A 15,589-nucleotide genomic window follows, 5' to 3' on the forward strand; every position below is an offset into this window, starting at 1 on the left:
GGTCAAAAATGGTGACTTTTTCTTTACAAAAAGTTATAATATCCATTGTATAGGAGAAAAATATGACAAAAAAAATTGCAATTAACGGATTTGGGAGAATAGGTCGTCTAACATTCAGACAATTATGAGACAAAGGTGCTGATATCGTTGCTATTAACGATTTAACAGATACTAAAACTTTAGCTTATTTACTAGAATTCGATTCAGCACATGGAAAATTCAACGAAGGAAAAATTACTTTCGGAGAAGGATTCATCACTGTTGATGGTAAAAAAGTTGAAGTCTTTGCTGAAAAAGATGCTGCTAATTTACCATGAGGTAAATTAGGAGTTGATCTAGTAGTTGAATCAACAGGATTTTACACAGACAAAGACAAAGCTGAAGCGCATATCAAAGCAGGAGCTAAAAAGGTTGCTATTTCAGCACCAGCCAAAGGTGATTTAAAAACTATCGTTTATGGAGTAAACCACAAAAGTTTAACAAAAGAAGACACAATAATTTCTGGAGCTTCATGTACAACAAACTGTTTAGTACCAATGGTAAAAGTTTTAGATGACGCTTTTGGAATTGAAAAAGGGTTAATGACAACTATTCATGCAGTAACTAATGACCAAAAATTATTAGATTTACCACACTCAGACTTACGTCGTGGACGTGCTGCTGCATGAAACATCGTGCCAACAACAACAGGAGCAGCAGTCGCAGTTTCTTTAGTTTTACCAAACATGAAAGGTAAATTAGATGGATACTCATTACGTGTTCCAATGATTACTGGATCAATTACTGATTTATCAGTTGAACTAAAGAAAAATGTTTCTGATCAAGAAGTAAACCAAGCAATCAAAAATGCTTTAGCAAAAGATAAAGATTTAGCAACAGCAATGGAATACAACGAACGTGGAATTGTTTCTTCAGATATTATTGGATCACACTTTGGTTCAATCTTTGATGGAACTTTAACAAAAGTTGTTGAAGTTGATGGAAAACAAATGGTTAAAGTATTCTCATGATACGATAACGAAAGTTCATATACTTCACAATTAGTAAGAACAATTATCCACTGAATGGCTTTATAAGAATTTAATTGATAATTTAATGAAAAAGAAAAAGCGACACATCTGTGATGCTTTTTCTTTATTTAATGTAAGAAAATAGTAAAATTAAAAAGATTAGGAGAATTAAAAATGGATTACAACAAAAAGAAAACATTGAAAGATATTCAAGTTTTAGATAAAAAGGTTTTAGTTCGTGTGGATTTTAATGTTCCATTAAAAGACGGACAAATAACTGATGATAATCGTATTCAGGCATCATTGCCAACAATTAAATATTTAGTCAAACAAGGGGCAAAAGTGATTTTATTATCCCACTTAGGACGTATTAAAAGTGAAGAAGATAAAAAAACTAAATCCTTGGCCGTTGTTGGACAACGCTTAGAAAAAGTGCTTGGACAAAAAGTGACTTTCATTCCTTCAACAAGAGGTGAAGCTTTAGAAAATGCGATCGAAAACATGAAAAACGGAGAAATTATCTTATTAGAAAACACTCGTTTTGAAGATGTTAAAGATAATCAAGTGATTAAATATGAATCTAAAAATAATCCAGAATTAGGTAAATACTGAGCAAGTTTAGGTGACGTATTTGTCAATGATGCTTTTGGAACTTCACACCGTGCACATGCCTCAAATGTTGGAATTTCAACATATATTCCAGCTTCAGCTGTTGGACTTTTAGTCGAAAAAGAATTACAAATGTTAGCAAAAGGAATTGATAATCCAGATCGCCCATTTGTAGCAATTTTAGGTGGTGCTAAAGTTTCTGATAAAATTGGCGTGATTGATAATTTATTAAACAAAGTTGATAAAATTTTAATTGGTGGAGGAATGGCGTATACATTCTTTGCTGCTCAAGGACACAAAATTGGAACCTCACTTTTAGAAGCGGATAAAATTGCTGAAGCTAAAAGATATTTAGAAATTGCTAATGGAAAAATTATTTTACCAATCGATTCTGCAACTTCAAAAACATTCAGCAACGAAAAAGCTGAGTTCTATGGATTGGATTTACCCGATGGTGTGATGGGATTAGATATTGGTCCTAAAACTATTGAATTATTCCAAAAAGAATTAATCGGGGCTAAAACTGTTGTTTGAAACGGGCCAATGGGTGTGAGTGAATTTAGTCACTTTGCCCAAGGTACAACAGCTGTGGCTGAAGCCATTGTTGGTTTAAAAAATGCTTTCACTTTAATTGGTGGCGGAGATTCAGCAGCTGCTGCAATCGCTTTAGGTTTCAAAGATGACTTTTCTTGAATTTCAACTGGTGGAGGAGCTTCATTGGAATACATGGAAGGTAAAGTTCTTCCAGGAATTGATGCAATTCAAGCAAAACAATAATTTAAAATAAGTGAAAATAGTTTGGTGAACTGTTCAATTACAATTGAACAGTTCATTAATCTATTTTTTTTATTACAATAGATAAGAGGTTGACATGAATAAGAAAACTAAATTACCGAAACTAACAGTTATTGAATTTCCAGAAACTGGATGAATATCTAATTTTTGAATTCGTGATCAAAATGTCTTTTTTACTGATTCGGCACTTAATAAAAAGCAAAATTTTTTATTGAGCATGGAATTTAAAGTGCTTTTAGAAAATTTAAAAAATAAAAACACTTGAGATCGTAAATTCATTACTCATCCATCACCACTTCTTTCAAATCCGATTGAAATTTCTCAAACAGAGTTGAAAATTGAACAAATTGTCAGTGAGTACATTTTTAATTTGGATGAAAATAATAATCCTATTTTAAATGATGCTGAATATTTATATCTTGGTCAAAAAGATAATTTTAAATTTTATAAAAATTTAAAATTAAAGAAAACTTTTTTTTGAAATGAAAAAGCTTTTATTGAATATAAATACAACATCAGAAAAATGATCAATGTTGGAGATGAAACGATTCTATTAACTGAAGATAATCAAATTATTTACCAAGATATGATTGTTTATTCATCATCTCAAAACTTAATGATTGCTAACTTTGATACCAAAGCTTTTTTAATTTCAGAAGAAGCAACAACAGAATTGTTTTATTTAAATTTGGATGATTTAAATAAGAAAAATATCATTTGAAAAGGTGTTTTCTTCTTTCGTTTAGACTGTTTCAACAAGCAATTGATTATTGGTAAACCATTAAAATTGAACGATCAGATAAATTATCATCTACCTTTAAAATTCATTTATTAATCTGTTTTGTTTTTAGATATGCATATTTAAAATCTCATTGGTTGAGATTTTTTTATCAATAAAAAATTATTTTATTGATAAATTTTATTTCTTTAAAATTAAATGAGCACATAATATATGTAAGGTTATTTTAGACGAATAATAAAATAATGAACCTACTAAACAAAATTAAAAATCTTGAATTTTTAACCATTTTATAATTAAAAACATTAGCATATAAACTGACTCATAATAATTTAGTCATCTATTTTTGACTATAAAAAAAGCATAATTACCAATAAAATATGGGATTTATCAACTTTTTGATATTAAATGTTCGATTTTCTCTTCATATATGCAATTCAAACCTTATGAAATTAGTAGATATATTTTTTTAATAAAAACTCAAAAATCATTTAAATTCAACAATTCTAGAATAACTGCATTAGATAAAAATATTAACCCAGACATTGCAAAAACTACAAAAATAAATTTTGTAGTTTAATAAAATGCAATCAAATAATATATTTTAAAAGGAGAAAACAATGAAAAAATTATTACTACTATTAAGTGGAATGGTGGTTACTTTAGGAACGGTTGCAACAACTATTTCTTGACAATCGACCACGAAAGATAATCAAAATAAAGAAATGAAAAAGATTAGCAATATTAAACAAGAAATCCCAGAACGACAAAATATTTCTACAATCGAAATGAAATTACAATCCATTATCGATTCTAAAAAGGATTCACTTTGAACAGCTGAAGGTTTAAGTATGATTATTAATATTCAAATGCCGCAAGCGGCAGGAATTGTTGTGACAGAAGTGCAAAGCGATCAAACAATTGGTGCGGCAATATTTAATTTTGATGCAACTAACACACGTGGTTTTTTTGGAAATATTAAATTAACTCAAATATTAAATCGAGAAACTCAAAGCAAAACAATTTATATCAACGTAAAAACCAATAAAATTGCAATGGTTGATGATTATGCACCATATGGAACAATTCAAGTTTTAAATTTGGGATGAGATGCAACTGGCAAAGCTAGAAGAATGACACCAAAAGTTGAAATAGTTCCCAATTACATTAGCCCAAAAATAACCAATATCAACATGCTATTCAACAAACTAGAAAATTTCAATTGTCAAGAAATCACTTATTGAGACACTTCAAACATAACAGACATGAGTAGTTTGTTTACAGCGGTGGTTAATTTCAACCAAGACATTTCTGGTTGAAATACTTCAAATGTAACTGACATGAGTAAAATGTTTATCGGTGCCTATTATTTTAACCGAGATATTTCCAAATGAGACACCTCAAAAGTTACAAACATGAAACAAATGTTTGATTATGCAGCAACCTTCAACCAAGATATTTCCAAATGAGACACCTCAAAAGTCACTGATATGTCAGGAATGTTTGTTAATGCAAATTCATTTAATCAAAATATTTCAGGTTGAGACACTTCAAATGTAATGGATATGGGCGGAATGTTTTATTTAGCAAGCCACTTCAACCAAAATATTTCAAAATGAGACACTTCTAAGGTTACTAATATGGATTATATGTTTTATGCTGCAACCATTTTCAACCAAGACATTTCAAAATGAGACACCTCAAAAGTCACTAATATGTCAAGAATGTTTTGAGATGCCAAAGCATTCAATCAAGATTTATCAAAATGAGATGTTGATTTAGTTAAAGATTACAAGGACTTTGCCAATAATCCAAATTGAGATGTAAATAAACAACCAAAGTTTAAACAATCATAATGTAGATTCGAAGAAATTTTTAATTAACTAGATTACAATTAACAAAAACTAAAAACACCTGAAAAGATAATTTCTTTTCAGGTGTTTTGCTTTTTACCTAGGGTTTTGATCAAGGTCTTTTTCGTATTTTTTGTTTGGATTCACCGGATTCGAGATGTTGATGCGGATGATCTTTTCTAAATCCAAGAATATACTCAGTCAACATTAGAATTGAAGCATAGAAGACAACGCAAATTGCGACGTATTTTAAGATTCTTCCAAATGTTTCTTCATCAACTCCAAGTCCCATTTGGACTCCAACAAAGAAGATTAAGAATGAACAAATGGCTCCAAAAATTCCGGCCATCATCATTGTTGATGCGGTTTTTTCCATGTATTTTTTGCTTTTGATAAATTTAAATGAACCAAAAATCATACATAAACTAGCTCCCGCTGACATGATTGGGAAAATTGCAGTTGCTTTCATTCCTAATAATGTCAACACGGCCATACTTGGTGCGTATAATCCAACTCCAAAGGACATCACAGTTCCTAAAAAGAAGAAGATAATTGCAGAAGTTGCCATTCTTCATTCGTTTCCTTTATCAAGAAAACCAATGAAACCTTCTTGGTCTGCTGAAATTGTTTCGATAACTTTAACATCAGGATGAGTTAAAATCATCACAATTCCAACGATGAACAAGACTGAACCCATAATTAATTTAACTATTCGAGGGTTTTTCAATCTTGATACAAAGAATGAGCCAAGAACTGTTCCAGCAATAACTGAAACCACTAAAATCATTAATGTATAAGGATCAACTTTAATCGCTCCGATTAAAAATCCAGATTCAAATAAAGCACTCAATCCAAAGGTTACATTTAATGTTCCCGGTAAAAGGGAATCATCTTTAATTGTTTTGGTTCCTTTTAACAATCCTGTTGTTACTGCAAAACTTCCAACACCAATTGTGTCTAAAAAAGCAGCAACAAAACCAATTGTTCCGACTTTGACTGTATTTTGTTCAGCATCATTAAATTTGATTTTTGAAACTGATCAAAAATATCAAATTGCATAAATTACACCTGTAACCACTAGTGTCATCATCAAAATAAAGGCAATTAGATTATCTGGGCTTTGAGTTAGTGAAAATGCCACACCTTTATTTTTATAAGGATATAAAAGAAAGATGTTAATACAAATTGCTCCAGCAACACCAGCAAGTGCGATTGCTAAAATAAGCATATAAACAGCTCGTTTTCGTTCCTTTTCTCTTGGTTTTTCAAATTCAATTTTTTCTTGAATTTCTGTTGATTTGGACAACCGTTTTAGTTTTACCATATCCATTTCCTCGCTTTTCTCATATTTATATTTGCTTATTATAACAAAAAAAAGATTATTCCTGAAAAAAACGACCAAAGTAAAAAAAATACATTTCTCCAGTTGGAAAAATGTATTTTTTGCTTTTTAAACTAGATAATTATTTCTTTGGATTTTGCGGAATTTTACTTTTTTGATTTAAAATTACTGGAATAATCAAAGGATTTCTTTTTTTTGTTTTGAAAATGTAAGGTGATAAACTAGCTTTAATCGCTTGTTTCATCGCCCCAAACGTTGGTTTAGATGAATTTAAAACTTCTAACATTGCATTGGTCACAATATTAATTGATTCACCAATAATATTTCCTGATTCACGAACATAAAAGCTTCCACGACTAATAATTTTTGGTTGACTTAATAGTTTGTTTGTTTGTGAATCGATTGAAACAACAACTGCGATCAATCCATCACTACTTAAAATATCACGTTCACGAATCACGTTACTTGCTTGTCCAGTCATGTCTTTTCCATCAACATAAATTGCATCAGCATCAATTCTTTTACCAATTTGTGCTTTCCCTCTTAAAAGTTCTAATTGATCACCATTGGCTAGAACAAATCCATGTCCTGGTAATAAGTTAACACTTTCAGCAGTTTCAACATGTTTTTTCAACATCCTAAATTCACCATGCATTGGCATGAAGTAATGTGGTCTTAAAAGTGAGAATAACAATTTTTGTTCTTCTTGACTCGCATGTCCTGAAGTATGAATTTTATTTGAAGAGTTCGATTCAATCACTTTGGCCCCAACTCTGGTTAATTTATTAATTAATCTTTCAACGTCAGCCTTATTTCCAGGAATTGGTGATGATGAAAAAATAATTGTATCTCCAGGAATGACGCTTATTTGTAAGTGTTTTCCATTGGCAATTCGAGAAAGCGCAGCCATTGGTTCACCTTGTGAACCAGTTGAAATGATCATAATTTCATTTGGTTGATACTTTCCAATGTCATTAACTTTAATAAATTGCTTATCATTAATTTTCAAGTGACCCATTTCACGAATTATTTTAATAATTCGTTCAACAGAACGTCCTAAAATTAAGATTTTTCGGTTGTATTTTTTAGCTGTTTCAATAATGTATTGAATACGGTGAACATTTGAAGCAAAGGTTGTGATAAAAATTCGACCTTTGGCTTTTAAAAATAGTTTGTCAATATTATCAATAATACTGCGTTCTCCAGGTGTATACCCTTCAACTTCAGCATTGGTTGAATCAGATAATAATAACTCAATTCCTTTATCACCCATGGCTGCTAATTTGTTCAATTCAGCATAATGTCCTAATGGTGATCAGTCGAATTTATAATCCCCAGTTGAAAAAATATTTCCATTTGGAGTTTCAACTAAAATTCCAAAAGCATCAGGAATTGAGTGGTTTAAAGCAGCAAAGGTTACTCTAAAATTTGCTGATTTTCATACATCATCAGATAAATATTCTTTGACAACTGTTTTGTCTGTAATTTTATATTCCTTTAAGCGGTCACGAATTAAAGCAGCCGCTAATGATGGGGCAAAAATAACTGGAATCTTTACTTGTTGGACTAAATAATGAATTCCACCAATGTGATCTTCATGTCCATGAGTAATAAAAAGTGCTTTAATTTTAGATTCATTTTCTTTTAAATAAGAATAATCAGGAATCACAGCACTCACACCCAACATTGTTGCATCAGGGAATTTAACCCCCGCATCAATTAAAATAATTTCTTGATCATATTCAATTGCATAAGTGTTTTTCCCGATTTCTTCTAAACCACCAAGGGCAAAGACTTTGGTTGGGATTTTGGTATTTTGATAGTGTCTTTTTATTTCCTTTTGTTTGAACACAAAAGGCTTTATATCACTTGCTTCTAGAACTTCTTTTTCTAGAACTTCCTTGTTTACAGGGATATTAATTTTAATATCGTTTTCTTTCATATTTCTCTTTCCAACATCTTATTTTTACTGGATGTAAAAATAAATGTTTTTTTAAGTTTTTATTCTAATTTTAAGTTTTTAAATTAAAATTCAAGATTCATCAACATAATTTGCATCATCTTTATTAATTAAATCATAATACAAATTTCCTTCATTATGGTCTAGTTCATGCTGAAAAACAATTGACGAGTAGCCTCTTAGTGTTAATTTTACATTTTTTTTCGTTAAATAATCATAACCTTCAACATCAATTTTGTATGCACGAGGGACAATTCCTTCGCGATCACCATCAACACTTAAACAACCTTCACCAGATTCAATGGCGCAAATTTGCGCACTTTTAGCTAGATATTTCGGGTTGATCATTGCATATTCTTCGATTGAAACTTCAACATTATCAGTTGAAGTTTCATCCTCATTTATATCATCTTCATCATTAAAAACAGGTCATTCAATACGCATGTAAAACATGTTTTTGTTCACACCAATTTGTGGGGCTGCAAGCCCAACAGCTGGTCTTAAATGATCTGGATTATTGGCATCATTTAAAATTGAATCTTGAGAATAACGCACAAAATCAATTAATTTTTGCATGCAAATTTCGTCTTCAACACTTAAATTATTTACATCTTCTACATTAGAACTAAAAGCACGAATTATTTTTTCATTTGCATCTTTGATTAATCATTTATTTGATGGTATTTCCTTCTGTAATAAATTATCAATATTAAATTTCATAAAAACCTCATTAGAAATTATACAACATTTTTAGATAAGTGTTTTATAATATAAAAATAAGAAAGAGCACCATGATTGTAATAAGCGGAAAATATAAAGGCAAAAAACTAAAAACATTACCAGGCATGAACACTCGACCAACAAGTGCTCGAGTGAAAGAAGATATGTTTAACATGTTGAATAACTACTTCATTTTTGAAGGTAAAACCTCATTAGATTTGTTTGGTGGCAGCGGGGCTTTAAGTATTGAAGGGCTTAGTCGCGGAATTAAATTAGCCTATATCAATGACCATTTTCCTGCTGCAATGGATGTGATTAAACAAAATTTAAAAACAATTGACCCATCAACTTATCAGCTATCAACTTGAGATTTTTCAACAATATTGGATAATTTTAAGAATAATGGCAAAAAAGTTGATTTAATTTATTTAGATCCACCATTTACGCACTTAGAATATTACGATAGCTTTTTTGCTAAAGTTCTAGATTATCAAATTTTAAATAATTGAGGGATCATCTTAACCGAATCTCCAGTTCCGTTAAATTTATTACAATTACCAAAATTAACCCTTTTAAAATACAAATTTTTAAAAAATAAACATCTATATATTTTTAGATTAGAAAGAGAAGAAAATGAATAAATATCAACATAAACCAAGGATGATTGTGGTTTCAGGACCAAGTGGAGTTGGTAAAGGTAGCATCAACACCAAATTAAGAGAAGATGAGCACTTAAATTTGGCTTTCTCGGTTTCCATGACCACAAGAAAACCGAGAAATGGAGAAATTGATGGTGTGCATTATTTTTTTGTCACTCGTGAACAATTTGAACAAGCAATTGCTAACAAAGAATTGATTGAATATGCAGAATTTGTTGGTAATTACTATGGCACACCCCGAAAATATGTTGAAGACCAAATCAAAAATGGTAAAAATGTAATTTTAGAAATTGAAGTTGATGGTGCAACTCAAGCGATTAAAAATGAAAAAAATGTTTTATCAATTTTCTTAATGCCCCCAACTTTAGAAGAACTTGCATCAAGACTGCAAGGAAGACAATCTGAGCCATTAGATGTGATTAAATCACGATTAGATAAGGCGATGTTAGAAGTGCCTTTAAAACATAATTATCAATATGTTGTGGAAAATGATACTGTTGGGAATGCTGTTGAAAAAATTACTGATATTTTAGAAAAAGAAAAAGCAGCGATTTGTCAAAACCAAACAATTTATGATCAATTAAAAAAATTGATCACTAAAATTGTTAAAGAAAAATATATGTTCTTTGTTGAAAATTGAGAAGTGAATATTAAGACATTAAAAGACAAAGGTTTGATCACAACCAAAGAATATAAAGGTTTTGATGCAGAAGATAAATTGATCAACACCTTAACTGAAAATGTTTATCATCGCAATTTAGCGCATGGTGATTTCAAAGACCTTTTGAGTGAAAAATATTTAATTAATCGCGTTGAACGTTTGATGTTTAAAATCAACTTCTTTAGTATTGCGCAAAAATATGATGATTAAAAAGACTGCTCGTTATCAAGCTTGAGAAATTCTTGTCAAAGTCTTTCAACAAAAACAATATTCCAATATTTTATTAAATAATCTGGCTAAATCAAATCTTGATGTAAAAAGTAAAAATTTTATTTTTGCCCTTGTTCATGGAACAATCAAAAATAAAATGTTTTTAGATTACTTAACTAAAAAACTAATTGATTTTAGAAAAACACCAATCAATCTTCAAATATTATTATGAATGAGTTTGTACCAAATTCATTTCATGGATCGAGTTCAAGGATATGCAATTACCAATGAAGCTGTTGAAATTGCTAAAACTTTTGTTGAACCTAAAATCGCTGGAGTCGTGAATGCGAGCTTAAAAAAAGTTTTGGCAACACCTGATTTTTTTACAATTAGTTTTAATGATCAAGAAAAAGAATTGTGTTTATTACATTCATTTCCTTTTGAACTATTCAAACAAATCAAAAATGATTATGGTCTTGAAATTGCGACAAAAATTGTCCAAGATTCATTGCAAATACCAACCATTAGTTTTAGAGTTAACACCTTAAAAATCGAAACAAATAAATTTTATGAACAATATCAAGATGAATATGGATTGTCTCATGGCATTGCCAAAGATGGTTTAATTGCGAGCAAAGCAATTGTTAATAGTCCAATTTATCAGAATGGTTTAATTAATATTCAAGATCAAGCATCAATTTTAGTCGGAGAAATTGCAGATCCAAAACCAAATATGAATGTTTTAGATATGTGTAGTGCTCCGGGTGGAAAATTAACTCATCTTGCAGCTTTGATGCAAGACACAAAATATCTTGTTGGCAATGAAATTAGCGTTCATAAAATGCATTTAATTGAGGAAAATATTCAAAGATTAGGCATTAAAAATATCATTTTAAAAAATCAAGATGCAAGAAAATTTGATGATCAAAACTTTTTTGATTTAATTTTATTAGATGCTCCTTGTTCTGGTTTTGGCGTTTTTAAACGCAAACCAGAAATTAAATTAAACTACAATTCAATTGATACAGTCAGTTTGGTTCAACTTCAAAAAGAGTTGTTAGAGACAGCATATTTTAATTTAAAAAATGGTGGAGAATTAGTTTATTCAACATGCACAATCAATAAGGCAGAATGTTCTGATCAAATCCAAAACTTTATTAATCAACATCAAGATATGAAGATTATTTCTGAAAAACAAATTTTTGGATTCGAAAATAACACTGATGGATTTTATATTTGTAAATTAAAGAAAAGCGACAAAATCGTCTAAAATAAAATTTTATAACCCAAAAAAGGGGTTTTTTTGTTAAAAATTTTATTTTAGACGATAAAAAAGGTTACTTTTCTTTTTTTATTCCTAATCTTTAATGGAGGTTATGATGAAAACAATATGAACAATTTTACCAAATGTGTTAAGTGTAGCAGCCCCAACCATTAATCCAATGGTTTGTCGAGCAGCAGCTACACCACCACCAAAACAAGAAGAAATAGATAGTTATGATTATAAAGATGGTTTTTTTATTAAGGAATTTCAATATCCAATAGCACAAGGTGATGATCATTTATCCTTATTGATCGATAAAAAATCTGAGACAATTATTAAACTAGATGAGTATGATAAAAAACTTATTAGATTAGGGTTTTTAAAACCAAAATTAAAATTTGATTGGCATGGGGAAATAGAAAATCCCTCTCCAACTGCTGGAACAAATTTAGGTTATAAACACCCAGGAGACTCCAAACATGAAATATTATTAAACAATCACGGCTTTTCAGACATAACAAAACTTGGAATCCGATTTAATGTTTTTACCAATTATAATCTTGGAGATATTAATGTTGCATATCAATCCAAAATGAAATTATTTTTTGATAAAAATTATGATATTAATATAAGTTCATTTATAGAAAACGATACTTCTGGTGATCGCACCAAACTAGAAGAAGATGTTAAAAAATATTGAGGGACTGCATATTATCGATGACAAATGACAAACATTAGATTAAGTTATGAATTAGCCTTTCCAATCAAAGAGTTAAAAAATAACATATTAAATTTTGATTACACATTAGATTTTCAAAAACTCGATGATTTTAATTTATTGTTTTTAAATAAAATTAAAGATAATGCATGATTTCAAAAAAATGAGTTGTTAAAATGATTTGATGTCGAGAAAATATCAAGCAATGATGTTAACCGCTTGTTGTTGTATTCAAATCCAGGTGAAATCACAATAAATTTAAAAGTACGATTTAAAGATCGTTATAATTTAAAATTGTTTAAATTACTTGATCCAGATGATTTCATTATTAAAATTAAAGTTAATAAATTTTTAGATTTAAATAAAATTAATTTAAACAAAAACGAAATTATTGTTCATGATCCAGACGAAGTGATAGAAAAGTTTAAGCAAGACAATAGTCATTATGCAAAACTGCTTAATGACAAAGTTCAATACAAAATTTTAGGAACCAAATTAGTTTTGGAATCAAATGATAAAAATATTAAAGGCAAACTTGAAATACCATTCAAAATAAAAAGTGAAGATAAGATTAAGTTAGAAGAATTAGATGGTGATTTAGGGAATTTCATCGAAACAAAAATCACAGATAGATTTTTGTTTGAAAAATTTAAAACAAAAAATATTGCTAAAATTCCATTAGCTAAATTTGATGATTTTTTATTCATAAATGATACTTTTTATTCTAAAAATTCAAAGTATATTGGTTCGAAAAAAGTTATATATAAATTGATTGAAGGAGCTAAAAACCCCAAACTATCAAGTACCAATTTTACGTTCGATTTAGGAGATGTAACCTTTTCTTCAAAGGACAAAATGGAGCAAGAATTGCTTGAAAATTTCTTAACAACAAACAAATTAGATTTAGATTTTAAGCAATGAAATATTGAAAAAAATGATGGTAAATACTGGGTTAAAAACACTAAAAACAATTACCTTGGTGCTGTGCAATTAGATTTCAAAGAAGCGAACACTTTCCAAGAAATGGGGGACAAGATAATCCCTCCAAAAAGTTCAAAAAGTATTTTTATTTGACTAATAGTTGGATTTTTAGGAGTCATTGCTTTATCTGTCTTTTTATACTTAGTGAAAAAATTTAAAAAGAAATAACCTATATTTTGGTAAAATATATTAAATGAGGTAGTGGATGAAATACAAAGCAGCTGGTCTAACGGACGTTGGTAATTATCGTAAAAATAATCAAGATGATTTTGCTTTTTGTTCAAATAAACAAAATAACTTTTTTGCGATTGTTTGTGACGGTTTAGGAGGGCATGTTGGGGGCGAAATCGCTTCACATATGGCTGTTGCTGAATTTATCGGTTTGTTTAAACAAACCGATTTTTCTATTTTAACCAACACTGAAATTAATCTTTGATTAAGAGAAAGTGTTTATCAAATTTTAAAAATTATGAGTAATAAAGCTCAAAAATCACCCGAAATCAAAGATATGGGTACAACACTAACAGCGATTCTTTTTGCAAATGAAAAAGGTTTTGTCGTGAATATCGGTGATTCTCGAACACATAAATTTACCAAAAATAAAATATATCAAATTACTAAGGATCAAAACCTTTTAAATTCAACATCAAAAGAAGACCGCAAAAACCTCAAACAACCAAATGTATTTGGACCACAATTAAATGAAATTACTTATTGAAAAGTTTTAACATCAGCATTAGGTCCTACTAAAACTTTAAAAATCGACACTTACATGGTCAATGAACCTAAAGGTTTATATTTTTTAACAAGTGATGGTGTGCATGATCATCTTGAAGATTACACAACAATTGATATTTTAGCCAACAAAAGTTCGTTAAAGAAAAAAGGTAAAGAATTAATTGATTTAGCTAAATCTAATCTTTCAACAGATAATTTAACTGTTGTTTTAGTGGAGGTTAAGTAATGATTTCGAAGCCTGTTAATGATGCTTTCAAAATTGGGGATTTGTTTGCTGGGAGATATTTAATTTTAGAACAAATTGGAGCAGGTGGTTTTGCTGTGGTTTTTAAAGCACAAGATTTGGGTTCAGCTTCTGATGTTAAACCACTGGTTGCTTTAAAAATTATGCAAATTGATATGAATATGACAGATGAAGAACGTGCTAAAACTCAGCAATCTTTAAATTTAGAAAAAGATGCTTTTGCTAAATTTACGTTTTCTGAAAATGTTGTAAGTTTGAAAAATTTTGCTCAAATAGATTCCTATTTTTACATGGTTTTAGAATTGGTTGATGGTAAACAACATTTTGGTCAAATGTTTAAAAACTATGTTAATCAATTATCAACTCAAGAAATCATTTATTATTTTTCTCAAATCGGACAAGGATTATCAGAAATTCACAATGCCGGAATTGCTCATAGAGATGTAAAACCTGCTAACATCATGATCACAAAAGATGAAGTTGTTAAAATTTCTGATTTTGGAATTGCAAGATTTTTAGATATTTTAAAATACGACAATCCTAGTTCTGAATCGTTTCAAGGAACACCAAAATTTTCAGCGCCGGAACAATCTTGAAACTTTAAGGAAAGTTATACCCAAAGTGATATTTATTCAGTTGGAATTATGCTTTATGAATTTTCAACAGGTGTTCCACCATTTGAACAATTTTGGCTTTTTAACAAAAATCCAAAAGGCGATAATCAAAAGTATCGCTATATGTTATCTCAGCAAACTAAAGAAAAACTGATACGACCAAGAATTTTTAATCCGAATATTCCTCAATCGTTAGAAAATATTATTGTGAAAGCTTTGGCAAAAGATGTTAGTGATCGATTTCAAACTTTCAAGGAATTTGTTGATGATTTACAAAACATTTTGATAAATATTAATGCTAAGGAAACCCCATTGTTTAATGAAATTAAGAATAAAAATTTTAAAAAAACGAATAAATTACAATTTGAACGTTTTTTTAAAATATTTGAAAAACAAATTATCATTTGGTTTTGTGTTTCAATAGCTTTAATATTGTTAAGTTTAGTAGTTTTTTTGATTGTTAGTTAGGTGG

13 protein-coding genes are annotated in these 15,589 nt (G+C 29.4%); 10 read left to right on the top strand and 3 right to left on the bottom strand.

Features of this window, described 5'->3' with window-relative positions:
• Positions 1–62 precede the first annotated feature (62 nt).
• The 4 genes from gap (at position 63) to ELUMI_RS04595 (ending at position 5,009) form a co-directional block, all read left to right on the top strand.
• Positions 63–1,076 carry a type I glyceraldehyde-3-phosphate dehydrogenase gene (gene gap, locus ELUMI_RS01780; RefSeq protein ID WP_025734094.1) on the top strand — a complete coding sequence of 338 codons (1,014 nt, stop codon included), beginning with the start codon at positions 63–65 and terminating at the stop codon, positions 1,074–1,076.
• 108 nt (positions 1,077–1,184) lie between these two features.
• Complete coding sequence (locus tag ELUMI_RS01785; RefSeq protein ID WP_025734095.1) at positions 1,185–2,396, top strand: phosphoglycerate kinase; 1,212 nt, start codon at positions 1,185–1,187, stop codon at positions 2,394–2,396.
• A gap of 94 nt (positions 2,397–2,490) precedes the next feature.
• Positions 2,491–3,249, top strand: coding sequence for a hypothetical protein (locus ELUMI_RS01790; protein ID WP_025734096.1), 759 nt, complete (start codon positions 2,491–2,493; stop codon positions 3,247–3,249).
• A gap of 524 nt (positions 3,250–3,773) precedes the next feature.
• On the top strand, positions 3,774–5,009 hold the full coding sequence (locus tag ELUMI_RS04595) for a BspA family leucine-rich repeat surface protein (RefSeq protein WP_025734097.1): 1,236 nt from the start codon (positions 3,774–3,776) through the stop codon (positions 5,007–5,009).
• A gap of 97 nt (positions 5,010–5,106) precedes the next feature.
• Here the strand turns inward: ELUMI_RS04595 and ELUMI_RS01800 are convergent, their stop codons facing one another.
• From ELUMI_RS01800 to ELUMI_RS01810, 3 genes are all read right to left on the bottom strand, one after another.
• Positions 5,107–6,330: a sulfite exporter TauE/SafE family protein gene (locus ELUMI_RS01800; RefSeq protein WP_025734098.1), complete on the bottom strand. Its 1,224-nt coding sequence runs from the start codon at positions 6,328–6,330 to the stop codon at positions 5,107–5,109.
• Between the two features lie 139 nt (positions 6,331–6,469).
• Entirely contained in the window at positions 6,470–8,290 is a 1,821-nt protein-coding gene (locus tag ELUMI_RS01805) for a ribonuclease J (protein ID WP_025734099.1), read from the bottom strand.
• A 78-nt stretch (positions 8,291–8,368) separates the two neighbouring features.
• On the bottom strand, positions 8,369–9,028 hold the full coding sequence (locus ELUMI_RS01810) for a peptide deformylase (protein WP_025734100.1): 660 nt from the start codon (positions 9,026–9,028) through the stop codon (positions 8,369–8,371).
• A gap of 71 nt (positions 9,029–9,099) precedes the next feature.
• On the opposite strand from ELUMI_RS01810, the gene ELUMI_RS01815 reads away from it, so the two are divergent.
• From ELUMI_RS01815 to ELUMI_RS01840, 6 genes are all read left to right on the top strand, one after another.
• Positions 9,100–9,669: an RsmD family RNA methyltransferase gene (locus tag ELUMI_RS01815; protein WP_025734101.1), complete on the top strand. Its 570-nt coding sequence runs from the start codon at positions 9,100–9,102 to the stop codon at positions 9,667–9,669.
• A complete protein-coding gene (gene gmk, locus ELUMI_RS01820; protein WP_025734102.1) occupies positions 9,662–10,558 on the top strand; it encodes a guanylate kinase in 897 nt (298 codons plus the stop codon). The genes ELUMI_RS01815 and gmk overlap by 8 nt, the downstream gene beginning before the upstream one ends.
• Positions 10,551–11,828: a 16S rRNA (cytosine(967)-C(5))-methyltransferase RsmB gene (gene rsmB / locus ELUMI_RS01825; protein ID WP_035018746.1), complete on the top strand. Its 1,278-nt coding sequence runs from the start codon at positions 10,551–10,553 to the stop codon at positions 11,826–11,828. The genes gmk and rsmB overlap by 8 nt, the downstream gene beginning before the upstream one ends.
• 109 nt (positions 11,829–11,937) lie before the next feature.
• Positions 11,938–13,689 (top strand): hypothetical protein, encoded by a 1,752-nt coding sequence (locus tag ELUMI_RS01830; RefSeq protein WP_025734104.1) that lies wholly within the window; start codon positions 11,938–11,940, stop codon positions 13,687–13,689.
• A gap of 37 nt (positions 13,690–13,726) precedes the next feature.
• On the top strand, positions 13,727–14,485 hold the full coding sequence (locus tag ELUMI_RS01835) for a PP2C family protein-serine/threonine phosphatase (protein ID WP_025734105.1): 759 nt from the start codon (positions 13,727–13,729) through the stop codon (positions 14,483–14,485).
• The gene (locus tag ELUMI_RS01840) at positions 14,485–15,585 is read left to right on the top strand and encodes a serine/threonine-protein kinase (protein ID WP_025734106.1); all 1,101 of its coding nucleotides are present in this window, start codon (positions 14,485–14,487) and stop codon (positions 15,583–15,585) included. Before ELUMI_RS01835 ends, ELUMI_RS01840 begins: the two co-directional genes overlap by 1 nt.
• The last annotated feature ends 4 nt before the right edge of the window (positions 15,586–15,589 follow it).

This window comes from Williamsoniiplasma luminosum, from assembly GCF_002803985.1.
Classification (GTDB): domain Bacteria; phylum Bacillota_I; class Bacilli_A; order Mycoplasmatales; family Mycoplasmataceae; genus Williamsoniiplasma; species Williamsoniiplasma luminosum.